A 24,452-nucleotide genomic window follows, 5' to 3' on the forward strand; every position below is an offset into this window, starting at 1 on the left:
GCAATTACGCTTGTGAAACGCTAATATTTGTCTATTGCGTTCAAAAAATTTGTGAGCAGAAAAATGTGGTCAGAATATTCGCTGGAAGTGATAGATGCGGTGGCGCGCAATGGCAGCTTCAGTGGTGCTGCACAGGAGTTGCACCGCGTTCCGTCTGCCATCAGCTATACGGTACGGCAACTGGAAGAGTGGTTAGCTGTGCCGCTGTTTGAACGCCGTCACCGTGACGTGGAATTAACCCCCGCAGGCGTCTTTTTTTTGAAGGAAGGGCGCTCTGTTATCAAAAAAATGATGACGACACGGCAACAGTGCCAGCAGATCGCAAATGGATGGCGCGGACACCTGGCGATTGCGGTCGATAATATTGTAAAACCGGAGCGCACGCGCCAGCTGGTGTTGGATTTCTACCGTCATTTCCCGGATATCGAGCTGCATATTTTTCAGGAAGTTTTTAACGGCGTGTGGGACGCACTGGCGGATGGGCGCGTTGAAGTTGCGATTGGCGCCACTCAGGCTATTCCTGTCGGTGGGCGTTTTGCCTTCCGGGACATGGGGACACTGAGCTGGCGTTGCGTGGTGGCAGCGAATCATCCCCTGGCGATACAAGGCGGCACATTGAGTGATGACGACTTGCGAGCCTGGCCGTCGCTGGTTCTGGAAGATACTTCGCGTTCTTTACCCAAACGTATTACCTGGCTGCTGGATAACCAGCGGCGCGTAGTGGTACCGGATTGGGAATCGGGTTCCGATTGCCTGAGTGCAGGTTTGTGTATCGGTATGGTGCCATTGCATATCGCCAGACCGTGGGTAGATTCTGGTAAATGGTGCGAGCTGACGTTGGATAACCCATTCCCGGATGCCGCGTGTTGCCTGACGTGGAAGCAAAATGATGCGTCACCCGCGCTAGCCTGGTTACTAGATTATCTGGGAGATAGCGAAACGATGAATCAGGAGTGGTTGCAGGAGCCATTATAAATCGGGCAGTTCGTAGGGTGGATAAGCCGTAGGCGTCATCCACCATTTACGTCAGAACTGTCGGATGACGCTGCTGTACGGCCTACGATATTTTAGCGGCGATAATCGCGGAACGGACCGTCGGCTACGGAGCGGCGTTCAATCAGGCGCGGATGCACTTCAATTGATTGCGACTCTTCGCGTTTGTTGACGATACGGTCCAGCAGCATGTTAAACGCCGTTTCACCCAGCGAATCTTTCGGCTGGTGAATGGTGGTCAGGGCAGGCGAGAAGAAACGCGCATTGCGCACATTGTCGTAACCAATAACGGAGACATCCTGCGGCACACGCAGACCCATCTCATCAGCGGCACAAATCGCGCCCATCGCCATAATATCGCCGCCACAGAATACTGCCGTTGGACGATGAGACTGGCCGAGGATCTGCTGCATCGCGCGGTAGCCAGACTCTGGCTCAAAGTCACCCTGAACAATCCAGTTTTCTGGAATGGCGATACCGGCTTCTTCCAGCGCTTTCATAAAGCCTGCGTGACGACCACCGCCGGTATTACGTTCCATTTGGCCAGGAATGGCACCAATTTCACGGTGGCCGCGTTCAATCAAATAACGCCCGGCCAGATAACCGCCGTGGAACGCGTTATCGACCACTGAGTCGGTGAAGTCTGCGCGAGCTTCGCCCCAGTCCATCACCACCATTGGGATATGGCGGTATTCTTCGAGCATGGTCAGCAGATATTCCGGATACTCAGAACACATCACCAGCAGGCCATCGACGCGCTTTTGCGCCATCATTGATAAATAAGCGCGCTGTTTTTCAAAGTTGTTGTGCGCATTACCCAGAATCAGAGTGTAGCCTTTTTCAAAGCAGCTATTTTCCACGGCTTCGATGATCTCGGCGAAATAGGGGGCTTCGCTGGAAGTGGCAAGCAGACCAATCGTTTTGGTGTGATTAACTTTAAGGCTGCGTGCGACGGCACTGGGTGAATAGTGCAATTCTTTGATTGCCGCCCAGACCGCATTGCGTGTCTCTTCCGCCACAAAACGAGTTTTGTTAATCACATGTGATACGGTTGTAGTGGAAACGTTTGCGCGCTTCGCCACGTCCTTGATTGTCGCCATTAAATTTCACTCCAGGCCATATCGTAAACTCCTGATAACTAATATGTTAAACGTTTGCGTACACTGACTCCTGAGGCAACGTTTGGGTTGCGGGTATGCCGGGATTGCGACATAAAACGGAAGGAGGGCATAGAATTGATGGTACGCAATAAATTAGCGAGGGATTTTGGCCTATCCGGAAGAAAAGTGGAAGAGGGAAAAGCGATATCAGGTTAAAACCAGGAGGATTTTTATCTCTGGTTGTGGGAAAATCAATCTGACACACCGATTGTAAGGTAATTAAAAGGAGTTTAGCGATGAGCACAGATTTGAAATTTTCAATCACCACAACGGTTATTGTTCTGGCACTGATCGTATTTGGCGCGTTAACCGCCGTACTGCACTGATTAAAATGGGCCGCAATCGCGGCCCATATCTTTTAGGTTTTACGCTGCCAGATTCTTCGCAACAAATTCCCAGTTCACCAGCGCCCAGAAATGCTCAAGGTAGCCTGCACGAGCATTACGGTAGTCGATGTAGTAAGCATGTTCCCAAACGTCTACCGTCAACAGCGGTTTTGCCGCAGTGGTCAGCGGGGTGCCCGCGTTAGACGTTGAAACGATAGCTAATGCGCCATCTTCTTGCTTAACCAGCCAGGTCCAACCCGCGCCGAAGTTTTTGATAGCCGCGTCGGTAAACTGCTGTTTGAATTCAGCAAAGCTACCAAAAGATTTATTGATGGCTTCCAGCAGTGCGCCTGTTGGTTCGCCACCTGCGTTTGGCGCCAGACAGTTCCAGTAGAAAGTGTGGTTCCACACCTGTGCTGCGTTGTTGAATACGCCGCCTTCTGAAGTACGAACGATCTCTTCCAGAGTTTTACCTTCAAACGCGGTGCCCTTAACCAGATTGTTCAGGTTAGTGACGTAGGTTTGATGGTGTTTACCGTAATGGTATTCCAGCGTTTCAGCAGAGATGTGCGGGGCTAATGCATCTTTCGCATATGGTAGTGCAGGTAATTCGAACGACATTGCAAACTCCTTATTACCCGTCATTCTTCGGGCCGCATAGTAGGCTCAAATTATTTAGGGTATCTATTGTTAAACAAACACTTTTAGTGCGGGTTTAGGTTAACAAATTGAAAGGAAAAGCAAAAGAGAAACGCACTTGCCCTTTTAAGGGCAAGTGCGAGTTTTACGAAGAGGGATTAGCGAATGGTTTTTGAGGTCATAACGCGTTTGGCACCCACATAGTGGCGCTGCCAGTAATCTTCACTTAACGACGTGATTTGAATATCGCGACCCGTGCGAGGGGACTGGATGAATTTGCCATTTCCGACATACACGCCGACGTGGTCAGCGGTGCCGCGACCACGGGTGCGGAAGAAGACCAGGTCGCCTGTTTCCAGTTCGCCACGGTCTACTGAAGAAGCATCACGCAGGTGGTACATTTCGTTCGCGGTGCGCGGAATGCGGAATTTCACCAGGTCTTTGTAAGCGTAGTAAACCAGACCGCTGCAATCGAAGCCGGTATTTGGCGACGTGCCTCCCCAGCGATACGGTTTGCCAATCTGGCCCATCAATTTATTCATTGCCGTTTTTTGTGCTTTTTGCACGCGGACTTTATGCGCCTGAGCAATAGTCGTTGGATGCTCTGCTTTAACTTTCACACAACGCGTTTTGTAACCTTTGCGAGGTTTACTGCATTTTTCGGTGAAAGTAACAGGCTGGACTTTTGCAAGCTGAGAGGATTTTTTGCGGTCGGTTTTGGCAAGAGTCTTGGTTTTTGTACTGCTGGCGTTTTTAGCGGTTTTACTTTTCGCAGCAGCGGTTTCTTTTTTCTTGCTTGCGGTCTTGGTGGTGGTGCTTTTCTTGCTGGCGGTAGTGGTTTTCTCTTTACTCTTACTGCTCTTTTCTGTGCTCTTCGTTGTGGATTTCACAACGTGCGCCTTTTGCGCGACCACGGGACGAGCGTGTTCAGACGCCTGCGTCAATGGTATATACGGCAAGGTAAATAGCAGAGCACAGAGCGTGATAGATGTTTTTGTTATCCGCGCCACTCGACATTCCCCTGGTTAAAATAAATGCATGATAAATACCATCATGCCCGTGTATGATTTTGCGAAACCCGCCGATTCTAATCCATAAGACGCAATAAAGTTAATAACCTTTTTCGATTCCTCTTCTTGTTTCGTTACCGAACGCAAAAAAAATGACCAAACTAATGGTTGTGAGGCTATTTATTGATCGTGCTTATAGTTATTTCCTGATTTCCCGCTGCGGGAAAAGTGTTATTCTTGATGCATGTTGTCCCTCCATCGCGCAGCACAGAGAAACCCTGTAAAAAATGGTGTTTTCTGGAGAGGGTGTCAATCGCTACAATGGCAGGCTAATGCCAGTACTTGGTTTGAGGAAGCAAGCAATGAGCACTATTGAAAAAATCCAACAACAGATCACCGAGAACCCCATTCTTCTGTATATGAAAGGTTCTCCGAAACTGCCTAGCTGTGGTTTCTCTGCCCAGGCTGTGCAGGCGCTGTCTGCCTGTGGCGAGCGTTTCGCATACGTTGATATTTTACAGAATCCAGACATCCGTGCTGAGCTGCCAAAATACGCAAACTGGCCGACTTTCCCGCAACTGTGGGTTGATGGCGAGCTGGTTGGCGGCTGTGACATCATCATCGAAATGTATCAGCGTGGTGAGTTGCAATCTCTGATTAAAGAGACCGCAGCGAAACACAAATCTGAAGAGCCAGACGCAGAGTAATTATTTGCTCATGTGGTTTGTGCTAATAAAAAAGCGACCGGTTTGGGTCGCTTTTTTTATGCTTAAGATTCAGGTTCGGCCGGGAGTGGAAGAGGCCAGCCACCTAAGCGTTTCCAGCGGTTGACGATTTCGCAAAACAGGTGCGCAGTTTGCTCGGTGTCATACAGAGCAGAGTGCGCCTGGCTGCTGTCAAACGGCATGCCCGCGGCGATGCACGCTTTCGCCAACACCGTTTGACCTAACGCCAGTCCGCTTAGCGCGGCGGTATCAAAGGTGACAAACGGATGGAACGGGTTACGTTTGAGCGACGCGCGTTCTGCCGCCGCCATCATAAAGCTGTGATCGAATGTGGCGTTATGGGCGACCATAATCGCACGGTTGCATCCGCTGTCTTTGATGCCTTTACGCACCATTTTGAAAATCGCATGCAGCGCATCATATTCGCTGACGGCACCACGCAACGGGTTGTGCGGGTCGATACCATTAAAGGCCAGCGCTTCAGGCTGAAGGATTGCACCCTCAAACGGATCGACATGGAAATGCAGGGTTTCATCCGGCGATAACCAGCCGTCTTGATCCATCTTTAAAGTGATGGCTGCGACTTCCAGTAAAGCATCGGTTTTCGCGTTAAAGCCGGCTGTTTCTACATCAATGACTACCGGATAAAAACCACGAAAACGGTCGCACAGGCTATGCAGTTGCGTGTTGTCAGACATCAGGATCTCTTAATACGGGGAAAAAGCAGCGCGCATTATGGCAAATTTTAGGAAGGGTTGCAGTAGCGGGCGCAAAAATGCCCGCTACTCGGGTATTAGTGACCCAGACCTTTGCCAGCGTCTTTACTTTCGATCAGCTCAATTTTGTAGCCGTCGGGATCTTCAACGAAAGCGATAACGGTGGAGCCACCTTTGACCGGACCAGCTTCACGCGTCACATTGCCACCGTTTTGGCGAATACGTTCGCAAGCTTCGGCTGCATTATCAACGCTCAGCGCGATGTGACCGTAAGCATTGCCCAAATCATAGCTTTCGGTGCCCCAGTTATAAGTCAGCTCAATAACCGCTTCTTCAGTTTCCGGACCGTAACCCACGAAGGCCAGAGAGTATTTGTATTCAGGGTTTTCGCTGGTACGCAGCAGGGTCATGCCCAGTACGTTAGTGTAAAACTCGATGGAGCGTTGCAGGTTGCCGACACGCAGCATGGTATGAAGTAAGCGCATAAATTCCTCGAAGAATTAGAAGGTTAATTTCTAAATGTGAGGTAAGTATAGCGGCGAATAAACGCCGCTATCAACGGAAGACTCTGATTATAATGTCGGATAATCGGTATAACCCTCAGCGCCACCGCCGTAGAAGGTTTCAGGGCGCTGGGCGTTGAGTTCTGCATTGCGATGCAGGCGCTCAACCAAATCAGGGTTCGCGATGTAATCACGGCCAAACGCGACGGCGTCAATCAAACCTTTCTCGATTAATGCTTCGGCTTTTTCCGGGGTATAAGCGCCTGCACCAATGATCACACCGTTGAAACAGTCGCGTACTTTCTGACGGAATGCTTCGGTGTATGGCTTGCCGCCCGCCCAGTCAGGCTCGGACATGTGCAGATAGGCGATGCCACGTTTGTTCAATTCTTCAATGAGATACAACGCATCGGCTTCTTCATCCGGGCCGTTGTCCACATTCTGGAATGAACCGACAGGAGAGACACGAATACCAATACGATCGGCGCTCCATTCTTTGCTCACGGCATCAACCACTTCCAGCACCAGACGCGCACGGTTTTCACGGCTACCGCCGTACTCATCGGTGCGATGGTTAGAAGATGGCGAGAGGAACTGGTGCAACAAATAACCGTGCGCAGAGTGCAGTTCAACCATATCAAAACCAGCGTCGCGTGCGTTTCCTACCGCCTGGCGGAAGTCATTCACGATGCCTGGAATTTCATTCAGCTCAAGTGCACGCGGCATGGAAGTATCGACGCGAATGGCATGGCCGTTTTCATCACGAAGCGAAGTGCGGGTACCGGCAGACAGCGCAGACGGAGCAACCGGTGCTTGCTGGCCTGGCTGAATGCTGGTGTGCGAAATGCGACCGGTATGCCACAGTTGCACAGCAATACGGCCATCTGCGGCGTGAACGCCCGCGGTAATTTTCTTCCAGGCAGCAATTTGCTCATCGCTATGCAAACCTGGCGCGCCTTCATAACCTTTCGCTTGCGCAGAAATCTGTGTCGCTTCGCTGATGATAAGCCCTGAGCTGGCACGCTGGCGGTAATATTCACCCATCAAAGGCGTAGGGATATCACCCGGTACAATGCTGCGCAGTCGGGTCAGTGGCGCCATAAAAATGCGGTTTGGAACGGTAATGGCACCCACTTTCAATGGAGTAAATAATTTATCTGCTGACATATAAAACGCCTCTAATAGACCGGTCGTCTATTGTTTGATTAAATAAAAAGTCGTGAAGTAAATTAAGAACCTGTCAGGAGACAGGTTCCGCTAACAATTGAGTAACGTGGGCGAGGGCGCATTCCAGCGGTATCGCGCTACGTGAAATCTTCGCCTGCAGGCTCGCTCCTAGCCAAAGGGCATAAATCACCTGAGCCTGGCTTAACGCGGAATCGGTCAATTTCAGGCTTTTCTCTGCGTGACCTTTTTCCAGGGCATCTGCAAGCTGGGAAACAATTTGTGCCGAGCCTTGATTCAGCGCCGCACGCATATCTTCCGAAAGGTCGCAAACCTCAGCCGAAAGCTTGACCGTCAAACAGCTTATCAGGCTACCGTGCTGAGAGAACCAGTTAACAGTTTCCTGATACCAGGCCAGCAATCTTTCGCGGTACGTTCCCGCGCCACATGAAAAATGCTGCTGCAAGCGCAGGTTATAAGCCGTGTAATAGCGCTCCAGCATCGCCACGCCAAACGCTTCTTTAGAGCGAAAGTAATGGTAGAAAGAGCCTTTCGGGACTTCGGCAGTGCTTAACAACTCGCTCAACCCCATGCCAGTAAAACCGCGTTGCAGGCAAAGCTGCTCGCCAGTCGCAAGGAGGTGTTCGCGTGTGTCATGGTCAGGATGTCTGTTCATGGGGAAAGACTGTAATAGACCAGTCGGTCTAACGCAAGTGTTTAGGGTAAAATTTTTACCATGTTTTTGTAACTAAGGAATAGCGATGCGTAGTCTCTATAAAAGACTGAAGCCACCAGAATAATGATCAACAGACCCGCCAGAACGCCGACCAGGCGGATGAGTAGGGTGTACCACCCGCGCGAAGGCAGGATTTTAATCGCTGACAGAAACAATGCGGGTACAAGTCCAGCCAGCCCGATCCAGAGCAGCAATTGAGGGGTAATTAACCTGGATGCGTTATGGGAGTCGGTTTCAAAGACGTTACTCACAATATGAGTGTCAATGACCGCGCCACAGGTAAACATAAAGTAATTGTTGACCGCACAACCCATCACCAATATCACTAGCAGCGGCTTACGTAGCCAAGGAAAATTAATCAGATTGAAGAGGGATAACCAGGCGCTGAACAAAACCACGGGCACCGAAATGGCGAAGATCCAGCTGTGAATTGAGTCCGGGGCAATGATATCCCATGCGCGCTTAATGAACAGTGAATTAATCAAAGTAAAGAAAAAGGCACAGCACAGGTTAAATCTGGAATCGTTACACTGTAACTTTTTAATGATTTCCATAACGCCCATAATGACTCGTAGACAATGGACGTAGACTAATTTAAGAAGATTAGGCGAACCTTAATTTCACCGCATCGCTTGCAACAATCTGCATGTCAGGCTTCAATTGAAGCACTGTGCGTGAAGAGGTTGGCGAGTGTCTGAACAGTTAGAGTTTTTCCCGATACAAAGCCCGTGTCGCGGGATCTGCCAGTCAGATGAGCGCGGCTTTTGCCGTGGGTGTATGCGCAGCCGTGACGAGCGTTTTCAGTGGCAGCAACTGAGCGACGGGCAAAAACAAGAAGTGCTGCGCTTATGCCGCCAGCGTTTAATGCGTAAATTACGTGCAAACAAGAGCGCATCCCCCGAAGAACCGCAACAACCTTCACTTTTTTAATTCCCTGATCCCTCTATACTCAGTCGCAGAATTCATTTAACACTGAGGACAGGCTTTATGGTACAGCGCATTACGATTTCCCCGCAGGGACCAGAATTTTCCCGTCTGGTGATGGGGTATTGGCGTTTGATGGAGTGGAATATGTCCGCTCCTCAACTGGCCAGCTTTATCGAAGAGCATGTCGACCTGGGTATTACCACTGCTGATCACGCTGATATCTACGGTGGTTATCAATGTGAAGCCGCGTTTGGTGAGGCAATGCGCCTGGCCCCGCATCTGCGTCAAAAAATGGAAATCGTCACGAAGTGTGGGATTGCTACTACGGCAAAACCCGATCACGCTTTGGGGCACTACATCACCGACAAATCTCACATCATCAGTAGCGCGGAGAAGTCACTTCAGAACCTGGCCACTGACTATCTGGACCTGCTGTTAATTCATCGCCCTGATCCTTTGATGGACGCTGACGAAGTGGCGGAAGCGTTCACTATGCTGCATCAGAGCGGCAAAGTGCGTCACTTTGGCGTATCAAACTTTACCCCGGCTCAGTTTGCATTGTTGCAATCGCGTCTGCCGTTTACGCTTGCGACCAATCAGGTGGAAATTTCCCCGGTACATCAGCCGACTATCCTTGATGGCACGCTGGATCAATGCCAGCAGTTGCGCGTTCATCCGATGGCGTGGTCATGTCTGGGCGGTGGTAGCCTGTTTAATGACGAAGCCTTCCAGCCGCTGCGTGATGAGTTGCAAGCGGTAGCAAATGAGATTGGTGCTGAAACTATTGAGCAAGTGGTTTATGCATGGATTATGCGCTTGCCGTCCAAACCGTTGCCAATTATCGGCTCCGGCAAAATTGAACGTGTGCGTTCAGCCATTCATTCTCTGAGCCTGGATATGAGCCGTCAACAATGGTTCCGTATCCGTAAAGCTGCGTTAGGTTACGACGTGCCGTAACCCGCAAAAATAGTTATCTCCCGGAGGATTTCACCTGTCTGGCCTATGCTTAACAGGGTAAATATGAATCCGGGAGATAAATATGAAGCGAATGAGTCTGGCATTACTGGTCTTATTGAGTTGTGGAGCCGCTCAGGCTGCAAGCACCGACGTTCAAATGAATCTCGTCACGGCTGAGGGGATTGGTCACTCTCTTGGCAATGTCAAAATCACCGAGACCGATAAAGGACTGGTTTTTGCACCGGACCTGAGAACACTTCCCCCAGGCGAACATGGGTTCCATGTCCACGCCAAAGGTAGCTGCGAAGCTGCAATGAAAGATGGCAAACCTTCAGCGGCTGAAGCCGCTGGTGGGCATCTTGATCCTGAACATACTGGCAAACATATGGGTCCAATGGGCGTTGGTCATCTGGGCGATTTACCGGTGCTGGTGGTCGACAACGACGGCAGCGCGACCCAGCCCGTTACCGCACCGCGTCTGAAAAAACTCGATGATGTAAAAGGCAAAGCGCTAATGGTGCATGTTGACGGCGATAATATGTCCGATCAACCGAAACCCCTTGGTGGTGGTGGGGCGCGCTACGCTTGCGGCGTTATCCAGTAAAACTAGTGGCTGCCTGTCAACGTTCCGGCAGGCGGCGCTTGTTCCAGTTGGGAAAGCGAACAATAGAGTCGCCAGATGATTCCGGCGAGCTCTCGGGCATCCGCATTATGGTGATGCGCAAGCGTGTCCGACATTTTCTGTAACTCCTGCAAAGTTGCTGCCAGCGATCGTTGCTGAACCCCACGTTCACTCATCACGTCCCGCAAGGTATGAATACACACATCGCGCACCTGTGACAACGGGTCGGACCGTGTTTCCCAACTACGCAATTGCCAGACTACATGCGAGCAGTTCAGTAACACCACCCCCCAGCGCAACAGCCAGCGACGCGCTGTCTCATCTTTGCTACTACTCAACTGGCTAATGTGGTGATAGGCCAGCGATTCAAATTGGTTTTCCGTGTGGACGGGTTTGCGGCTTAATTGATCGACAAAACCACGTCGCAAGGCCCGAATATGGCGGCGACTCTTACGTGTGTCAGAACCCGGTCGCAGAATGGAAAACGCCACCCACGAAAGACCCACGCCTATGACTTTTGCCAGATTATCATTCAGGAAATCCGCAAAGTCATAAACCGGCGGGTTAGTCACTGCGATAAACGAACCCATGAAAACAATCAGTTGCCCCCATAATCCGGCCAGCTTAGGTTGTTGTAGCTTGAGTAGCTGCATGGTCGCCAGCAGCGGCAATAAGAAAATCAGGAACTGCCAGAGGTCGGTGATCTGCACCATCAGACCGAATTTCACCAGGAAGCTAAATAGCGATAGCCACAGTAAGGTGCGCATCAGCAGGGTGAGCGAATTAAGCGGCGAGGCGACAGACGAATAGAGTACGCAACTGATTGCCGCCAGCGATAGCGCACCGCTCCCGCCATCCCACTGGGTGCTGATACACCAGGCCCCGGTCACGGTAATCACGCAGAAGGTGCGAATTGCGCTCCACAATGCTTCGGTGTTGTCGGTATGCCTTGCCAGTGGCGGAGTTTTCGGCGGCTCGATCTCTGATACAGGCGTCGCATTTTCCAGTTCGCGCAACCACCGTGAACTGTTCAGGTACAACCAGCAAAAATAACGCAGACGATGCCAGAATGCCTGGTAGCGATAGTCATCATCGACGCCGGGGGCAATCTGCTGTAACAGGCGAGCGATGTGATATTTATGGGTATCTTCCCGCGCCAGTTCCTTAATTAAGGCTTCCAGCACGGGCCATAAATTTTCTGGCGGGTCAGGCCAGTTCATCAGCATGCGGCGCAGGCCAGAGATAACGCTGGTGAGGCGGAGTTGCTGATGAATAAGATAATTGAGCAAATTATTCTGGCGGCGAAAACGATAATGGCTCCAGAACGCCTGAATCCTTAAAAGATTCATGGTCAGAATCTGCCCGATAACCCCTTCGTGCGCCATGCGAATCGCATCGGTGGTTTCTGGTTTCCACAGCATCGAAGCGTGTTCCAGCAAACGGGCATGCATATTTCGCAGCGCGCTCAGTAGCGTGGTGCCATCAGAGGTGCTGGGCAGCACCATCATCATAAAACCACCGCATAAAATCCCGACGATAACTTCGCAAACACGCGCCTGAGTAATATCCCACAGCTGCGTAGTTTCGACCGTATTCACCATCGGGAATGCGATAATCGCGGCGGTGTAGCCCGCCAGCATAAAGGCATACGCGACGTTGTTCTGGAAATGGCTTGAGCTCCAGGTGCACAGCGCCAACCATGCAGCCATAGCAAAAGTAAATAGCCACGGGTCGTTTAGCGTATTCCCGGCAATAATCAGCGAGGCCGTTGCGCCAATTAAACTGCCTGCCACGCGCCCCAGACTTTTGCTGACCACGCCGCCGACGGTAGGGAAGCTCACGACCGCCGCTGAAGTCATTGCCCAGTAGGGTTCATCTAAATTCAGGTAATAAGCAATGGTCAATGCCAGACACATCGCAATCGCATTGCGCAGGGCGTAGCGCCATTGCCCGGCGTTTGCTTTGCCCCAGGGAGTATTTCGCCATGCCAACGCTGAGAGTTTCATCAGTGCTGTCAGTGCTTAATGGATACAGTGCAGGTGGTGCCAGAAACCAGCGTGACTCCTGGCGGAATCTCATCGAGCTTAATGCGCACCGGAACACGTTGGGCCAGGCGCACCCACGGCACGTTAGGTTTGATATCCGGCACTAAATCGCTGTCACTTTCAACACTTTGATCGTAGATGGCGCGGCCAATGCTTTGCACTTTGCCGTTTAAAGGGACGTGGCCGCTATACAATACGATTTGCGCGGCATTGCCGGGTTGGATATGGCGAAGTTTGGTCTCTTCAAAATAACCGACTACATAAAAAGAGTGACTATCGACCAGCGCAAATACCGGCTGCCCGGCGGTGGCGTAATTGCCGGTTCGCGTTGACAGATTCGTCACCCAGCCATCAACGGGGGCGGTCACGGTTGTTTGCGTAATCTGCCATCTTGCCTGTTCAAGCGTGGCTTCAGCCGCTTTCACAGAGGCTTGCGCGGCTTTGACATTGATATTGGCGGTGTCCATATCTTCGGCAGAAATATAGTTGCGCGGTAAGTTACGACGGCGATTGGCTTCATTGCTGGCTTTGCCCAGCTCGGACTGCGCCTGAGCTAACTGCGCCTGCGCGTTGAGTTCGGCAATGTGGTATGGCGTGACGTCAATGGTGAATAAAATCGAACCCGCTTTGACGAATTGATTATCTTCAATATTAAGCTTTGTAATGGTCCCTGAAACCTGCGGCGTAATGCTGACTTGCTCAGCGCGAACTTTCCCGTCTCGCGTCCACGGTGATTGCATGTAATAATTCCATAACATCCAGCCAACAACGATGGCTACGGCAAAAACCAGCAGCGTGGAAAAATACTTAATTGTTTTCATATTCATGCTTTACCACACCACCAGAATGACAAGGCCCGCACTGACTGAGAGTGAGAATAACGACAAATCCATTAATGTCGGATGCCATATTTCGCCGGAATACATCCAGTCACGTAACAAATGATGCAGGATGAGCCAGATAAAAAAACCAACGAGAACCGCTTTAAAAAGAGGGGGGAAGTAGATAGAGGCACCCAAAATCAGGTCCTGAATGGGTAAGCCTGAGGTCAGTAAATTAAAGCTCACGTCAGATAATCCTTTAAAATTCCGGGGACGACTGCCGTTTCCCCTGACTTAGATGTAAACTAAAAGTATAGCTGGTTGCATAACGTCAGCAAAAATAAGGATTTTGTTTTTTCAATTAAAGCCTGCACAGTAGTTTAAAATCAGTATAATATGTTAGCAAGCTAATTATAAGGAGATGAAATTGGAATCGCCATTAGGATCAGATCTGGCACGATTGGTGCGCATTTGGCGTGCTCTGATTGACCATCGCCTGAAACCACTTGAATTGACACAAACGCATTGGGTTACGTTGCACAATATCCATCAGTTGCCGCCCGAGCAGTCACAGATTCAGTTGGCCAAAGCGATCGGCATTGAGCAACCATCATTGGTCAGAACACTTGATCAACTTGAGGAGAAAGGTCTTATTTCTCGTCAGACTTGTGCGAACGACCGTCGCGCGAAGCGTATTAAACTCACTGAGCGGGCAGATCCCATCATCACTGAGATGGAAACGGTTATCAAAAAGACGCGCGATGAAATTCTGTTGGGTATCAGCCCCGAAGAGCAGACACTGTTGCTTAACCTGATAAACCGGCTGGAAAAAAACATCGTTGATTTACAGACGAAAGAATAATTTTTTATCGAAAGCCTCGCTGCAAAGCGAGGCTTTCTGCTTTATAGAAGCACGAATTAGTTCGGTGAAACAGTGGTCTGGCTGCCGTTGCTGGCGATTCTCACACGTTGGCCCGCAGAGAATTTAGTGTCGCCTTGTTTTTGCACGACCAGAATGGTGTTGCCGTCATCTTTACGGATTTCCAGCTCAACACCCTGAGTTTTGTTCAGCGCACCCTGAACACTCTGACCGGCCACGCCACCTGCTACAGCACCCGCAGCTGTTGCCAGTGAACGACCGGTACCGCCGCCGACGGTGTTACCCAGGAAGCCACCCAGAACAGCCCCGCCAATCGCACCCATCACGTTTGAATCATTTCCTGCCTGAATCTGAACAGGACGAGCAGAAACCAACGTACCGTACGTGACGCTCTGGACTTGCTTGGCATCAGAGGCACTGTAAACGTCGCCGGAAAGTGAACTGGTGTTGCTGCAACCAGCCAAAGTTAACCCAACTAATGTTACTGCCAGTACACGTGAAATCATTTTTTGACTCTCCTGAACACCTGAAACGCCCAACTGAGCATCCTTCATGGCTAAATTATATGGTATTTAGGTGCTGAATTTAAAATTAGTTCCGATGCATTATGGCATTGATACTAAAAAACCTTAACTTAACCGTGCCTAAACCAGCGCAATATTCTTTATGACAAACGCGTTGTTGTTAAAAAGTATTAATGAATCATCGAATTGAGTGCTAATTTATGATGGAGTTAACCCCCTAAAATGGCGAGTCTACAGGAGTAACCGATGAAATCAGGGCGTTATATCGGTGTGATGTCCGGCACCAGTCTGGACGGTATTGATGTCGTTCTGGCAGCGATTGATGAACATCTTGTTGCGCAGCAGGCGAGTTACAGCCACCCGATTCCTTTAGATATCAAAAATGCCATTCTGGCGATCTGCCAGGGGCAGCAGTTAACGCTTTCTCAGCTTGGGCAGCTCGATAATCGTCTGGGGAAATTGTTCGCCGAAGCGGTGCAAACGTTGATGGATGAACAGGGGCTGACTTACGCCGACATCACCGCTATCGGGTGTCACGGACAAACCGTCTGGCATGAACCGCAAGGTGATGCGCCGCACACGATGCAAATTGGTGATAACAACCAAATTGTTGCGCGCACCGGTGTGACAGTCGTAGGGGATTTTCGCCGCCGCGATATGGCGCTTGGTGGGCAAGGCGCGCCCCTGGTTCCGGCATTCCATCATGCTTTATTAGCCCATCCGACCGAACACCGCATGGTGCTCAACATCGGCGGGATTGCCAACCTTTCTTTGCTTATTCCGGAACAGCCAATACGTGGGTTTGATACCGGCCCCGGAAATATGCTGATTGATGCTTGGATCTGGCGTCAGCGCGGCAAGGCATACGATAAAGACGCCGAATGGGCGAGCAGCGGAAAAGTTATCATTCCTCTATTGCAGCAAATGCTTAGTGACCCGTATTTTTCCATGCCTGCGCCTAAAAGCACCGGTCGCGAATATTTCAACTATGGTTGGCTCGAACGCCAGTTGGCTGCATTCCCAGGGCTTGCCGGGGAAGATGTTCAGGCCACACTCACGGAACTCACCGCGGTGACAATTTCCGAGCAGGTTTTATTGAGCGGTGGTTGTGAGCGCTTGATGGTGTGCGGTGGTGGGAGTCGCAATCCGTTGCTGATGGCGCGTTTAGGTGGTTTGCTGCCTGGAATCGAAGTGACAACCACGGATGATGCAGGCATTAGCGGCGATGACATGGAAGCACTGGCATTCGCCTGGCTTGCGTACCGCACTATGTCGGGCCTGCCGGGAAATCTGCCGTCCGTGACCGGGGCAACAGCCGCCAGCGTGATTGGTGCCATATTTCCCGCAAACCCGCTCCATCTTCCCTGAAGAATCGGAGTTAACTGAAATTCACGACAGCACTAAAACTCTAAACTGAAGTGATGGGGGACGCTAAGCTCCCCCTTTTATAAGAAATTATAAGAACTTCAGGACATGCAGATGAAAAAACTACTTATTGCCACTATTCCTTTCATGCTCGCCGGATGCAGCTACTACAACACCTTTGTTGAGCGTATGCAGACCGATACCCTGCAATATCAGTGCGACGAAAAACCGCTTACCGTCAAACTTAATAATCAGAAACAGATGGTCAACTTTGTCTACGACAACGAATACCTGTCGCTGACTCAGGGTCTGTCTGCCTCGGGCACGCGTTATACCGACGGGGTGTACGTGTTCTGGTCGAAAGGCGATACCGCCACGGTTTATCGTAAAGACACTGTCGTTCTGGATAATTGCCAGCTTCAAAATCCGAAACATTGAGATTTTTGAGGGTGGAGCGCACAATAGCTCCACCTGACAATTGCCTGACGTAAAGCCATGTCTGATAACGACTCTTTGCAACAAATTGCGCATTTGCGCCGCGAATACACCAAAGGTGGGTTGCGCCGCACTGATCTTACCGAACAACCTCTGCCTTTGTTTGAGCGCTGGTTAGCTCAGGCATGTGATGCAAAACTTGCCGATCCTACCGCGATGGTAGTGGCGACCGTTGATGAAAACGGCCAGCCGTATCAGCGCATTGTTTTGCTCAAACATTTCGATGAACGAGGACTCGTGTTTTACACCAACCTCGGCTCCCGCAAAGCACATCACCTGGAAACGAATCCGCGAATCAGTCTGCACTTCCCGTGGCATATGCTCGACCGTCAGGTCATGGTGCAGGGAACGGCGGAACGCTTATCCACCATTGAAGTGCTGAAATATTTCCACAGCCGTCCGCGTGATAGCCAAATTGGCGCCTGGGTTTCAAAACAATCCAGCCGTATTTCCGCGCGCGGTATTCTGGAAAGTAAATTCCTCGAACTAAAACAAAAATTCCAGCAGGGCGAAGTTCCACTCCCGAGTTTCTGGGGCGGATATCGCGTAACGATTGACCAAATGGAATTCTGGCAGGGCGGTGAACATCGCCTGCACGATCGTTTTTTATACCAGCGTGACGGCAGTGCCTGGAAAATAGACCGCCTGGCTCCGTAGCATCGGGAATTTGTTGTGTTAAGCGCTGGTACTCCACGTGCCAGCTCTCTATTATATGTCCCCTAAGAAATTAACTCCTTTCGCCACCAGGCGAAAAACCGTGTACCGGTAAAGGTGCAGTCGTATATAGATGGAGAATTTGATGGCGAGCATCAATTTGATAAAACAATTGCAAGAGCGGGGCTTAGTCGCCCAGGTAACGGATGAAGAAGCGTTAGCACAGCGACTGGCGCAAGGGCCAATTGCTCTGTATTGCGGCTTTGATCCTACCGCTGACAGCTTGCATTTGGGCCATCTGGTTCCACTGCTGTGCCTGAAACGCTTCCAGGAAGCAGGTCACAAACCGGTTGCGCTGGTGGGTGGTGCAACAGGCCTGATTGGCGATCCAAGTTTTAAAGCCTCCGAGCGCAAACTGAATACCGAAGATACCGTGCAAGAGTGGGTTGAAAAAATCCGCCGTCAGGTTGCCCCATTCCTCGATTTTGACTGTGGAGAAAACTCAGCGATTGCGGCGAATAACTACGACTGGTTTGGCGGAATGAACGTTCTGACCTTCCTGCGTGATATTGGTAAGCACTTCTCCGTCAACCAGATGATCAACAAAGAAGCGGTGAAGCAGCGTCTGAACCGTGATGATGTGGGTATCTCCTTTACAGAGTTCTCCTACAACCTGCTGCAAGGTTACGACTTCGCCTGCCTGAACAAACTGCACGGCGTGGTTCTGCAAATTGGCGGTTCCGATCAGTGGGGTAACATCACCTCTGGTATCGACCTGACCCGCCGCCTGCACCAGCAACAAGCATTTGGTCTGACTGTTCCACTGATCACCAAATCTGATGGCACCAAATTCGGTAAAACCGAAGGCGGCGCAGTCTGGCTTGATCCGAAGAAAACCAGCCCGTACAAATTCTACCAATTCTGGATTAACACTGCGGATTCCGACGTTTATCGCTTCCTTAAGTTCTTCACCTTCATGAGCCTGGAAGAAATCGACGCGCTGGAAGCAGAAGACAAAAACAGTGGCGCGGCTCCGCGTGCGCAATACGTACTGGCAGAGCAAGTCACCCGTCTGGTTCACGGTGAAGAAGGTCTGGAAGCGGCGAAACGTATTACCCGCAGCCTGTTTAACGGCAACCTGAGCGATTTGACCGAAGCTGACCTTGAGCAACTGGCTCAGGACGGCGTGCCAATGGTTGAAATGGAACGCGGCGCTGATTTACAACAAGCATTGGTCGATTCTGAACTGCAACCGTCTCGTGGTCAGGCGCGTAAAACGATCGCGCAAAATGCTATCACCATTAACGGTGAGAAGCAGTCCGACCCGGAATATACCTTTGCTGATAGCGATATTCTGTTCAATCGCTACACCTTGCTGCGCCGGGGTAAGAAAAATTACTGCCTCGTTTGCTGGAAGTAATTAAGAAAGGCCAGAAGGGCGTGGGAAACCACGCCCTTTATTTTTGCGATATATCCCCAGAGTAGCCCGAGTAGAGAAATGAAAAATATTCTTGCCATCCAGTCCCATGTGGTTTTTGGTCATGCAGGTAATAGTGCTGCCGAATTCCCGATGCGCCGCCTGGGCGCTAATGTGTGGTCGCTGAACACCGTTCAGTTCTCTAATCACACCCAATACGGAAAATGGACAGGCGACGTCATGCCTGCCAGCCATCTCAGTGAGATTGTGCAGGGAATTGCAGATATCGGTCAGTTGCAGCGTTGTGACGCGGTACTGAGTGGTTATCTTGGCTCTGCGGAGCAGGGTGAGCACATTCTTTCTATCGTGCGCAAAGTGAAAGAAGCGAATCCGCAGGCGAAGTATTTCTGTGATCCGGTTATGGGGCACCCTGAAAAGGGTTGTATCGTCGCACCTGGTGTAGCCGAATTCCATACACGCTATGCATTGCCTGCCAGCGACATTATTGCGCCAAACCTGATTGAGCTTGAAATTCTCAGCGGTCATGCAGTGAATACCGTTGAAGAAGCGGTTGCCACGGCGCGTGAACTTATCGCCAAAGGCCCGCAAATTGTACTGGTGAAACACCTGGCACGTGCCGCTTATCAGCAAGATCGCTTTGAGATGTTGTTGGTGACAGCCGATGAGGCCTGGCATATTCACCGTCCGCTGGTGGACTTTGGCGAGCGCCAGCCAGTTGGCGTCGGTGATGTGACCAGCGGCCTGTTGCTGGTGAAGTTGTTGCAGGGCGCCACTCTTCGCGAAGCACTTGAGCACGTTACTGCTGCGGTTTATGACGTGATGGTCGTGACGAAGAAAATGGAAGAGTACGAACTGCAACTGGTTGCCGCCCAGGAAGGCATTGCTAAACCTGAGCATTATTTCACTGCGGTGAAACTCTGATATATAAACGCCCCTGTTAGCAGGGGCGTTTCACTTCCAGCAGATTAAATCCCTTCAGCTGTTAACGCCGCCGCCACTGCCGGACGCGCTTTCATACGTTCCATAAACGCGTCGATGTTGCTCAACCCTTCCAGATTGAGTTTCAGCGCCTGCGCCCAGCGCAATACGGTAAACAGATACGCATCCGCCACGCTAAAACGCAGACCCATCAGCCACTGTTTGTCATTCAACTCTTCGTTGACGTATTTGAATTTTTTCTCAAGTGCGGCACGCGTAAGTGTTTTGAAATCGTCAGGTGTTGCTGGATTAAATAATGGCGAGAAACCTTTGTGAAGCTCTGTCGCAATGTAGTTAAGCCACTCGAGCGTATGGTAGCGCGTCATGCTGCCCGCGGGAGCGAGCAGCTGGCGGTCAGGCACTTTATCTGCGAGGAACTGCACAATCGCAACCCCTTCAGTCAGCAGCGAACCGTCATCAAGTACCAGTGCCGGAACCTGGCCTTTGGCATTCACTTCAAGATAGTCGTCACCCGTTTCGGTTTTCTTTGCCGCTAAGTCGACTTTGACGAGGGAGAAATCTACACCGGTTTCGCGCAGGATGATGTGGGGGGAGAGGGAACAGGCACCAGCTTTATAATACAGTTTCATTACTGAACTCCTATGGGGCGCTAAGATACCCTATGTTAGTGCGCAAACGGGCAAAAAAAAAGCCGTTAGCGAAAAGCTAACGGCTGAAAAAATCATGTTTCCCGCTACATTACGCGGTGGCTGTTTCCGTGTTGGTTTCAGCTTTTTCGTCGCTCTGTGCCATACGGCTCAGTTTCGGCGCCGTAATCATCATCAGAACCGCGATAACAGCGGTAGCAATACCGATTTGCATGAATACGTGACCGTAAACTGCAAGTGACTGCAATGGATCTGTCACGTTTTCCGGCACAGCCATCAGGTTGGCAACTTTACCTGCAATGATTGCTGCACCAGCAGTCGTCAGGAACCAGCTACCCATGATGAAGCCCATCAGACGCTGTGGCACCAATTGTGCAACCATCGCCAGACCCAGACCAGAAATCATCAGTTCGCCGATACTTTGCAGCGCATAGCTCAGGATCAACCAGCTTACTGAAACGATACCCGCATCGGATGCAAACTTAGCACCGACTGGCAGCACCAGGAACGCAAGGGAGCACAGAACCATACCGAATGCGAACTTGTGCGGCATTGGGATGCGGTCGCCCATTTTGTTATAGATTGCAGCCAGAATCGGGCTACCAATCATGATCCAGAATGGGTTCAGTGCCTGGAACTGCTCTGGCTCAAACGCGATACCCAGAATGGAGTGTTCAACGTTACGGATAGCAAAGAAGTTCAGAGAGGTCGGCATTTGGCTATACAGCACAAAGAACACGATCGCTTCAACCATCAGGATGAATGCAACAATCATCTTACGACGCGCTGTGCCTTTCATGGCGAAGGTTTCTTTAGCAAAGATAAACACGATGCCCAGAGCAACTACGCCCAGAACCATACGTGCGATACCCTGGTTGTGCAGCAGCCAGGTTGCCGCAGTAACCAGCACCAGAACGCCGACAATAGTCGTGGCCAGTTTACCGAAGTGAACAGGCTGGAAGTCAGGTTTGGAACCGTGATTTTTCACCCACTTCTTACAGAACATGAAGTTCACGAGGGTGATCAGCATACCCACGAAGCTCAGAGAGAACGCAACGCTCCAGCCATACTTCGCTGCCAGCCATGGTGTGGCCAACATAGAGAAGAATGAACCGATGTTGATGGACATGTAGTACATAGTAAATGCACCGTCCAGACGTGGGTCATCCTTTTCATAGCAAGTAGAAAGCAGGGAAGACGGGTTAGCCTTGAACAGACCGTTACCCACAGCGATTGTCGCCATACCCATATACACGACAGCAACATCGTGGCCGGAATAAGCTACCAGCGCGTAACCGATAGCCAGGACGATAGTACCGAGGACAATGACACGTTTGGTGCCGAGAACTTTATCGCCCAACCAACCACCAATAGCGACCATTCCGTAGACCAGCGCGCTGAAGGAAGAGAACAGGGTGATGGAGTCAGCTTCGGACATACCCAGCATTTTGACCAGGTAAACGGCCATGATGCCTTGCAGGCCGTAGTAGCCAAAACGCTCCCACAACTCGATAGAGAAAATCAGGTAGAACGATTTAGGTTGTTTGAAAGCGTTCAGACTTACGCTTTCTGTTGGTTTTTGGTTTGCAGTCGACACATATACCTCTTTTTTTACATCCCACTTTAACAGGAGTTTTCTAAGCGTCATGCCGGGTGGGCATTCGCTTTTTTAGTTATAAGGAAGGGGAAACGGCGGGTAATGTTCACTATCCTGCGCAATCAGGCAAGAGGTTTGTAATACTCTGTTACATATATCCGAGGCGGAATAAAGCTCCGAAAAGCAATTTGTTATTCAGCGTTAAATTTTATCAAAATGCGCTTTACCAATTTATTCTCTTCTGGAATGTCAAAATTAAATCAATTTAGTTATATATTCTGCTCTAAAGGCGAATGTGTAGTGATATGGGCGGGGTGTAAAGATATGTGCAGGCTATTGTACTGCTTTAGTTGAGTATTCACTGGTGAATAAGAGGTTATTTGTTTCATTTTGATGACTTAAATTTAACATCAGGTTATCAGTGTGATCTGCGTCACATAGTTATGGAAAATTCTTATCGTAAAAAAACGATTAACCTGTTCGGGTAATTATTCACCGCAGGATGTAAACGAAGCGGCCATGATTTGCAGAACAAAGCAGCAGAATACGACGAATCTAAAGAGAGGAGGAATTGAGCATTGAAGCGGCCTGCCACGCATGCAGCAGGCGGAAGAAATCAGATATCGACTTTATCTTTGTATTCGCAAAGATCTTCGATGATACACGAGCCACAGCGCGGCTTGCGGGCAATACAGGTATAGCGACCGTGAAGGATAAGCCAGTGATGGCAATCGACTTTAAATTCTGCCGGAACCACTTTCAGCAGTTTTTCCTCTACCTGCTCAACATTTTTACCCGGCGCAAAGTGGGTACGGTTACAGACGCGGAAGATATGGGTATCTACCGCGATGGTCGGCCAGCCAAAGGCGGTGTTAAGCACCACGTTTGCTGTTTTACGTCCTACACCGGGTAACGCTTCCAGCGCGGCACGGTCTTCCGGCACCTCGCCATTATGCAATTCAATCAGCATCCGGCAGGTCTTAATCACGTTCTCAGCCTTGCTGTTAAACAGGCCGATGGTTTTGATGTAGGATTTGATACCGTCCACGCCCAACTCCAGCATCGCTTGCGGTGTATTCGCCACCGGATAAAGCTTCGCCGTAGCTTTGTTGACGCTGACATCTGTCGCCTGCGCAGACAACAACACGGCTATCAGCAGCTCAAACGGCGTGCTGAATTGCAGCTCTGTCGTAGGATGAGGATTGTTGTCACGCAGGCGCGTGAGGATCTCTAACCTTTTACTCTTATTCATTACGCTTTCTCTGGATGTCCTTCCGTGGCGACAGCTTTCGCTGCGCGGCGCGTTTTCATTTTTTCATCAATAAGATATTTAACGGCAAGCATCAAACCCAAACCAATAAATGCCCCTGGAGGCAGCATGGCCAGCAGGAAAGGAGTATCAGTATGGAACACTTCAATACGCAGCACTTTTGCCCAGTTACCTAACAGCGCATCAGCCCCATCAAACAGCGTCCCGTTGCCAATAATTTCACGCAGCGAGCCGAGAACGAACATCGCGCTGGTAGCCCCCATGCCGATGGCAAACCCATCGAGAGCGGCAAGCGGTACGCTACTTTTAGCGGCAAAAGCTTCGGCGCGACCAATCACAATGCAGTTGGTCACAATCAAAGGAATAAAAATCCCCAGCGACTGATACAAACCGTAGGCGTAAGCATTAATCAGCATCTGTACGGTACTGACCACCGACGCGATAATCATCACGTAAATCGGGATACGAATTTCAGCAGGAACCCAGCGCCGCAGCGCTGAAACCGCGCTGTTGGTTAGCACTAATACCAACGTAGTGGCGAGGCCAAGTCCCAGGGCGTTTGTGGCTGTGGACGTTACCGCCAGCAGCGGGCACAGGCCCAGTAACTGCACCAGCGCGGAGTTATTTTTCCATAGCCCCTGAACGACAATATCTTTTACTTCGCTCATGGTTGTGCTCCACAAACAGGTAAGTTATCTACTTGAGTGGGTAATGTTTTTGCGAACAATCCCGCACGTTTTACCGCATTGACAACCGCGCGCGGGGTAATCGTCGCGCCGGTAAACTGATCAAACTGACCGCCGTCTTTCTTCACCGCCCAGATCGGGTCATTATTACCCTGAATGGTTTTACCCGCAAAATGGGTAATCCAGTCGCTCAGACGCGTTTCGATTTTATCACCCAGGCCGGGTGTTTCGTGATGTTCCGTCACTCGTGAACCTAATACTTTGCCGTTAAAATCCGCCGCGACCAGCAACTGAATAGCACCAGAATAGCCATCGGGTGCAGTCGCTTCCATGACCACGGCTATCGGCTGCGAACCTTTACGCGCAACATAGATTTCGCGATCGCCTTTGCCTAACGGTGAATTGTTCACCACCACGCAGCTAGCCTGAATATTGTTGTCGTAACTATCGGATGAAATCACCTGATCGAACAGCACCTTCTGTTGAGCAACGGCTTGCTGTTCGATGGTGCCTTTGGTCAGCGCGTTAACGACTGCGGTAAGTCCTGTTGCCAGCGCGGCAAACAGCGCCAGAGTCACGCCATGTTTTTGCATTGTTTTCAGCATGACGAATC

The 24,452-nt window shown here is 50.5% G+C and carries 29 protein-coding genes; 12 read left to right on the plus strand and 17 right to left on the minus strand.

Features of this window, described 5'->3' with window-relative positions; all coding sequences use genetic code 11:
• The first annotated feature begins 63 nt into the window (after window positions 1–63).
• Window positions 64–975 carry a DNA-binding transcriptional activator PunR gene (punR, locus tag DY231_RS10905; protein WP_115628378.1) on the plus strand — a complete coding sequence of 304 codons (912 nt, stop codon included), beginning with the start codon at window positions 64–66 and terminating at the stop codon, window positions 973–975.
• Between the two features lie 92 nt (window positions 976–1,067).
• Here punR and purR read toward each other — a convergent pair whose 3' ends face one another.
• On the minus strand, window positions 1,068–2,093 hold the full coding sequence (purR, locus tag DY231_RS10910; RefSeq protein ID WP_115628379.1) for an HTH-type transcriptional repressor PurR: 1,026 nt from the start codon (window positions 2,091–2,093) through the stop codon (window positions 1,068–1,070).
• 296 nt (window positions 2,094–2,389) lie between these two features.
• Here purR and cydH point away from each other — a divergent pair, with 296 nt between their 5' ends.
• Entirely contained in the window at window positions 2,390–2,479 is a 90-nt protein-coding gene (gene cydH / locus DY231_RS10915) for a cytochrome bd-I oxidase subunit CydH (protein ID WP_115628380.1), read from the plus strand.
• 39 nt (window positions 2,480–2,518) lie between these two features.
• On the opposite strand, the gene sodB is transcribed toward cydH, so the two are convergent.
• Window positions 2,519–3,100: a superoxide dismutase [Fe] gene (gene sodB, locus DY231_RS10920; RefSeq protein WP_034495792.1), complete on the minus strand. Its 582-nt coding sequence runs from the start codon at window positions 3,098–3,100 to the stop codon at window positions 2,519–2,521.
• A gap of 176 nt (window positions 3,101–3,276) precedes the next feature.
• Window positions 3,277–4,128, minus strand: coding sequence for a C40 family peptidase (locus DY231_RS10925; RefSeq protein ID WP_115628381.1), 852 nt, complete (start codon window positions 4,126–4,128; stop codon window positions 3,277–3,279).
• A 362-nt stretch (window positions 4,129–4,490) separates the two neighbouring features.
• Here DY231_RS10925 and DY231_RS10930 point away from each other — a divergent pair, with 362 nt between their 5' ends.
• Window positions 4,491–4,835 carry a Grx4 family monothiol glutaredoxin gene (locus DY231_RS10930; RefSeq protein ID WP_115628382.1) on the plus strand — a complete coding sequence of 115 codons (345 nt, stop codon included), beginning with the start codon at window positions 4,491–4,493 and terminating at the stop codon, window positions 4,833–4,835.
• A 62-nt stretch (window positions 4,836–4,897) separates the two neighbouring features.
• Here DY231_RS10930 and rnt read toward each other — a convergent pair whose 3' ends face one another.
• The 5 genes from rnt to DY231_RS10955 form a co-directional block, all read right to left on the minus strand.
• Window positions 4,898–5,551 carry a ribonuclease T gene (rnt, locus tag DY231_RS10935; protein ID WP_034495788.1) on the minus strand — a complete coding sequence of 218 codons (654 nt, stop codon included), beginning with the start codon at window positions 5,549–5,551 and terminating at the stop codon, window positions 4,898–4,900.
• A gap of 95 nt (window positions 5,552–5,646) precedes the next feature.
• Window positions 5,647–6,054, minus strand: coding sequence for a lactoylglutathione lyase (gene gloA / locus DY231_RS10940; RefSeq protein ID WP_115628383.1), 408 nt, complete (start codon window positions 6,052–6,054; stop codon window positions 5,647–5,649).
• 87 nt (window positions 6,055–6,141) lie between these two features.
• Entirely contained in the window at window positions 6,142–7,239 is a 1,098-nt protein-coding gene (locus DY231_RS10945) for an alkene reductase (RefSeq protein ID WP_115628384.1), read from the minus strand.
• Window positions 7,240–7,312: 73 nt separating this feature from the next.
• Window positions 7,313–7,912 carry a TetR/AcrR family transcriptional regulator gene (locus DY231_RS10950; RefSeq protein ID WP_115628385.1) on the minus strand — a complete coding sequence of 200 codons (600 nt, stop codon included), beginning with the start codon at window positions 7,910–7,912 and terminating at the stop codon, window positions 7,313–7,315.
• A 41-nt stretch (window positions 7,913–7,953) separates the two neighbouring features.
• Window positions 7,954–8,526, minus strand: coding sequence for a phosphoethanolamine transferase domain-containing protein (locus DY231_RS10955; protein WP_115631823.1), 573 nt, complete (start codon window positions 8,524–8,526; stop codon window positions 7,954–7,956).
• A 136-nt stretch (window positions 8,527–8,662) separates the two neighbouring features.
• On the opposite strand from DY231_RS10955, the gene DY231_RS10960 reads away from it, so the two are divergent.
• The 3 genes from DY231_RS10960 to sodC all read left to right on the plus strand — a co-directional run bounded on the left by DY231_RS10960 (window position 8,663) and on the right by sodC (window position 10,460).
• Window positions 8,663–8,902, plus strand: a complete 240-nt coding sequence (locus DY231_RS10960; RefSeq protein WP_034495784.1) for a DUF1289 domain-containing protein — start codon at window positions 8,663–8,665, stop codon at window positions 8,900–8,902.
• Window positions 8,903–8,959: 57 nt separating this feature from the next.
• Window positions 8,960–9,856, plus strand: a complete 897-nt coding sequence (locus DY231_RS10965; RefSeq protein ID WP_115628386.1) for an aldo/keto reductase — start codon at window positions 8,960–8,962, stop codon at window positions 9,854–9,856.
• An 82-nt stretch (window positions 9,857–9,938) separates the two neighbouring features.
• Window positions 9,939–10,460: a superoxide dismutase [Cu-Zn] SodC gene (gene sodC / locus DY231_RS10970; protein WP_115628387.1), complete on the plus strand. Its 522-nt coding sequence runs from the start codon at window positions 9,939–9,941 to the stop codon at window positions 10,458–10,460.
• Between the two features lie 2 nt (window positions 10,461–10,462).
• Here sodC and DY231_RS10975 read toward each other — a convergent pair whose 3' ends face one another.
• The 3 genes from DY231_RS10975 to DY231_RS10985 are packed head-to-tail and all read right to left on the minus strand — an operon-like array spanning window position 10,463 to window position 13,590.
• Window positions 10,463–12,484, minus strand: coding sequence for an FUSC family protein (locus tag DY231_RS10975; RefSeq protein ID WP_115628388.1), 2,022 nt, complete (start codon window positions 12,482–12,484; stop codon window positions 10,463–10,465).
• Between the two features lie 8 nt (window positions 12,485–12,492).
• Window positions 12,493–13,350 carry an efflux RND transporter periplasmic adaptor subunit gene (locus DY231_RS10980; RefSeq protein ID WP_115628389.1) on the minus strand — a complete coding sequence of 286 codons (858 nt, stop codon included), beginning with the start codon at window positions 13,348–13,350 and terminating at the stop codon, window positions 12,493–12,495.
• 3 nt (window positions 13,351–13,353) lie between these two features.
• Complete coding sequence (locus DY231_RS10985) at window positions 13,354–13,590, minus strand: DUF1656 domain-containing protein (protein ID WP_034495778.1); 237 nt, start codon at window positions 13,588–13,590, stop codon at window positions 13,354–13,356.
• A 181-nt stretch (window positions 13,591–13,771) separates the two neighbouring features.
• Between DY231_RS10985 and slyA the strand changes: the two genes are divergently transcribed.
• On the plus strand, window positions 13,772–14,206 hold the full coding sequence (gene slyA, locus DY231_RS10990) for a transcriptional regulator SlyA (RefSeq protein ID WP_115631824.1): 435 nt from the start codon (window positions 13,772–13,774) through the stop codon (window positions 14,204–14,206).
• A gap of 56 nt (window positions 14,207–14,262) precedes the next feature.
• On the opposite strand, the gene slyB is transcribed toward slyA, so the two are convergent.
• Window positions 14,263–14,730 carry an outer membrane lipoprotein SlyB gene (slyB, locus tag DY231_RS10995; protein WP_115628390.1) on the minus strand — a complete coding sequence of 156 codons (468 nt, stop codon included), beginning with the start codon at window positions 14,728–14,730 and terminating at the stop codon, window positions 14,263–14,265.
• A 264-nt stretch (window positions 14,731–14,994) separates the two neighbouring features.
• Between slyB and anmK the strand changes: the two genes are divergently transcribed.
• The 5 genes from anmK (at window position 14,995) to pdxY (ending at window position 19,621) form a co-directional block, all read left to right on the plus strand.
• Entirely contained in the window at window positions 14,995–16,116 is a 1,122-nt protein-coding gene (anmK, locus tag DY231_RS11000; protein ID WP_115628391.1) for an anhydro-N-acetylmuramic acid kinase, read from the plus strand.
• A gap of 111 nt (window positions 16,117–16,227) precedes the next feature.
• Window positions 16,228–16,551, plus strand: a complete 324-nt coding sequence (gene mliC / locus DY231_RS11005; RefSeq protein WP_115628392.1) for a C-type lysozyme inhibitor — start codon at window positions 16,228–16,230, stop codon at window positions 16,549–16,551.
• Window positions 16,552–16,608: 57 nt separating this feature from the next.
• Window positions 16,609–17,265 carry a pyridoxamine 5'-phosphate oxidase gene (pdxH, locus tag DY231_RS11010; RefSeq protein ID WP_115628393.1) on the plus strand — a complete coding sequence of 219 codons (657 nt, stop codon included), beginning with the start codon at window positions 16,609–16,611 and terminating at the stop codon, window positions 17,263–17,265.
• A gap of 142 nt (window positions 17,266–17,407) precedes the next feature.
• Entirely contained in the window at window positions 17,408–18,682 is a 1,275-nt protein-coding gene (gene tyrS, locus DY231_RS11015) for a tyrosine--tRNA ligase (RefSeq protein ID WP_115628394.1), read from the plus strand.
• Between the two features lie 78 nt (window positions 18,683–18,760).
• Window positions 18,761–19,621, plus strand: coding sequence for a pyridoxal kinase PdxY (pdxY, locus tag DY231_RS11020; protein ID WP_034495768.1), 861 nt, complete (start codon window positions 18,761–18,763; stop codon window positions 19,619–19,621).
• 44 nt (window positions 19,622–19,665) lie between these two features.
• On the opposite strand, the gene gstA is transcribed toward pdxY, so the two are convergent.
• The 5 genes from gstA to rsxG all read right to left on the minus strand — a co-directional run bounded on the left by gstA (window position 19,666) and on the right by rsxG (window position 24,444).
• Complete coding sequence (gene gstA, locus DY231_RS11025) at window positions 19,666–20,268, minus strand: glutathione transferase GstA (protein ID WP_034495767.1); 603 nt, start codon at window positions 20,266–20,268, stop codon at window positions 19,666–19,668.
• 109 nt (window positions 20,269–20,377) lie between these two features.
• Window positions 20,378–21,883: a dipeptide/tripeptide permease DtpA gene (gene dtpA, locus DY231_RS11030; protein ID WP_115628395.1), complete on the minus strand. Its 1,506-nt coding sequence runs from the start codon at window positions 21,881–21,883 to the stop codon at window positions 20,378–20,380.
• A gap of 616 nt (window positions 21,884–22,499) precedes the next feature.
• Window positions 22,500–23,135 carry an endonuclease III gene (gene nth, locus DY231_RS11035; protein WP_115628396.1) on the minus strand — a complete coding sequence of 212 codons (636 nt, stop codon included), beginning with the start codon at window positions 23,133–23,135 and terminating at the stop codon, window positions 22,500–22,502.
• On the minus strand, window positions 23,135–23,821 hold the full coding sequence (locus DY231_RS11040) for an electron transport complex subunit E (protein ID WP_115628397.1): 687 nt from the start codon (window positions 23,819–23,821) through the stop codon (window positions 23,135–23,137). The genes nth and DY231_RS11040 overlap by 1 nt, the downstream gene beginning before the upstream one ends.
• Window positions 23,818–24,444 carry an electron transport complex subunit RsxG gene (gene rsxG / locus DY231_RS11045; RefSeq protein ID WP_115628398.1) on the minus strand — a complete coding sequence of 209 codons (627 nt, stop codon included), beginning with the start codon at window positions 24,442–24,444 and terminating at the stop codon, window positions 23,818–23,820. Before rsxG ends, DY231_RS11040 begins: the two co-directional genes overlap by 4 nt.
• Between the last annotated feature and the right edge of the window lie 8 nt (window positions 24,445–24,452).

The organism is Buttiauxella agrestis (genome assembly GCF_900446255.1).
GTDB lineage: Bacteria > Pseudomonadota > Gammaproteobacteria > Enterobacterales > Enterobacteriaceae > Buttiauxella > Buttiauxella agrestis.

Coding starts and splice junctions, on each gene's coding strand:
- slyB (WP_115628390.1), bottom strand. CDS start 14,730: ATGATTTCACGTGTACTGGCAGTAACATTAGTTGGGTTAACTTTGGCT.
- DY231_RS10930 (WP_115628382.1), top strand. CDS start 4,491: ATGAGCACTATTGAAAAAATCCAACAACAGATCACCGAGAACCCCATT.
- pdxH (WP_115628393.1), top strand. CDS start 16,609: ATGTCTGATAACGACTCTTTGCAACAAATTGCGCATTTGCGCCGCGAA.
- tyrS (WP_115628394.1), top strand. CDS start 17,408: ATGGCGAGCATCAATTTGATAAAACAATTGCAAGAGCGGGGCTTAGTC.
- DY231_RS10965 (WP_115628386.1), top strand. CDS start 8,960: ATGGTACAGCGCATTACGATTTCCCCGCAGGGACCAGAATTTTCCCGT.
- punR (WP_115628378.1), top strand. CDS start 64: ATGTGGTCAGAATATTCGCTGGAAGTGATAGATGCGGTGGCGCGCAAT.
- anmK (WP_115628391.1), top strand. CDS start 14,995: ATGAAATCAGGGCGTTATATCGGTGTGATGTCCGGCACCAGTCTGGAC.
- nth (WP_115628396.1), bottom strand. CDS start 23,135: ATGAATAAGAGTAAAAGGTTAGAGATCCTCACGCGCCTGCGTGACAAC.
- sodC (WP_115628387.1), top strand. CDS start 9,939: ATGAAGCGAATGAGTCTGGCATTACTGGTCTTATTGAGTTGTGGAGCC.
- DY231_RS10980 (WP_115628389.1), bottom strand. CDS start 13,350: ATGAATATGAAAACAATTAAGTATTTTTCCACGCTGCTGGTTTTTGCC.
- rnt (WP_034495788.1), bottom strand. CDS start 5,551: ATGTCTGACAACACGCAACTGCATAGCCTGTGCGACCGTTTTCGTGGT.
- purR (WP_115628379.1), bottom strand. CDS start 2,093: ATGGCGACAATCAAGGACGTGGCGAAGCGCGCAAACGTTTCCACTACA.
- DY231_RS10950 (WP_115628385.1), bottom strand. CDS start 7,912: ATGAACAGACATCCTGACCATGACACACGCGAACACCTCCTTGCGACT.
- rsxG (WP_115628398.1), bottom strand. CDS start 24,444: ATGCTGAAAACAATGCAAAAACATGGCGTGACTCTGGCGCTGTTTGCC.
- DY231_RS11040 (WP_115628397.1), bottom strand. CDS start 23,821: ATGAGCGAAGTAAAAGATATTGTCGTTCAGGGGCTATGGAAAAATAAC.
- cydH (WP_115628380.1), top strand. CDS start 2,390: ATGAGCACAGATTTGAAATTTTCAATCACCACAACGGTTATTGTTCTG.
- mliC (WP_115628392.1), top strand. CDS start 16,228: ATGAAAAAACTACTTATTGCCACTATTCCTTTCATGCTCGCCGGATGC.
- DY231_RS10975 (WP_115628388.1), bottom strand. CDS start 12,484: ATGAAACTCTCAGCGTTGGCATGGCGAAATACTCCCTGGGGCAAAGCA.
- gstA (WP_034495767.1), bottom strand. CDS start 20,268: ATGAAACTGTATTATAAAGCTGGTGCCTGTTCCCTCTCCCCCCACATC.
- sodB (WP_034495792.1), bottom strand. CDS start 3,100: ATGTCGTTCGAATTACCTGCACTACCATATGCGAAAGATGCATTAGCC.
- gloA (WP_115628383.1), bottom strand. CDS start 6,054: ATGCGCTTACTTCATACCATGCTGCGTGTCGGCAACCTGCAACGCTCC.
- DY231_RS10955 (WP_115631823.1), bottom strand. CDS start 8,526: ATGGAAATCATTAAAAAGTTACAGTGTAACGATTCCAGATTTAACCTG.
- pdxY (WP_034495768.1), top strand. CDS start 18,761: ATGAAAAATATTCTTGCCATCCAGTCCCATGTGGTTTTTGGTCATGCA.
- DY231_RS10945 (WP_115628384.1), bottom strand. CDS start 7,239: ATGTCAGCAGATAAATTATTTACTCCATTGAAAGTGGGTGCCATTACC.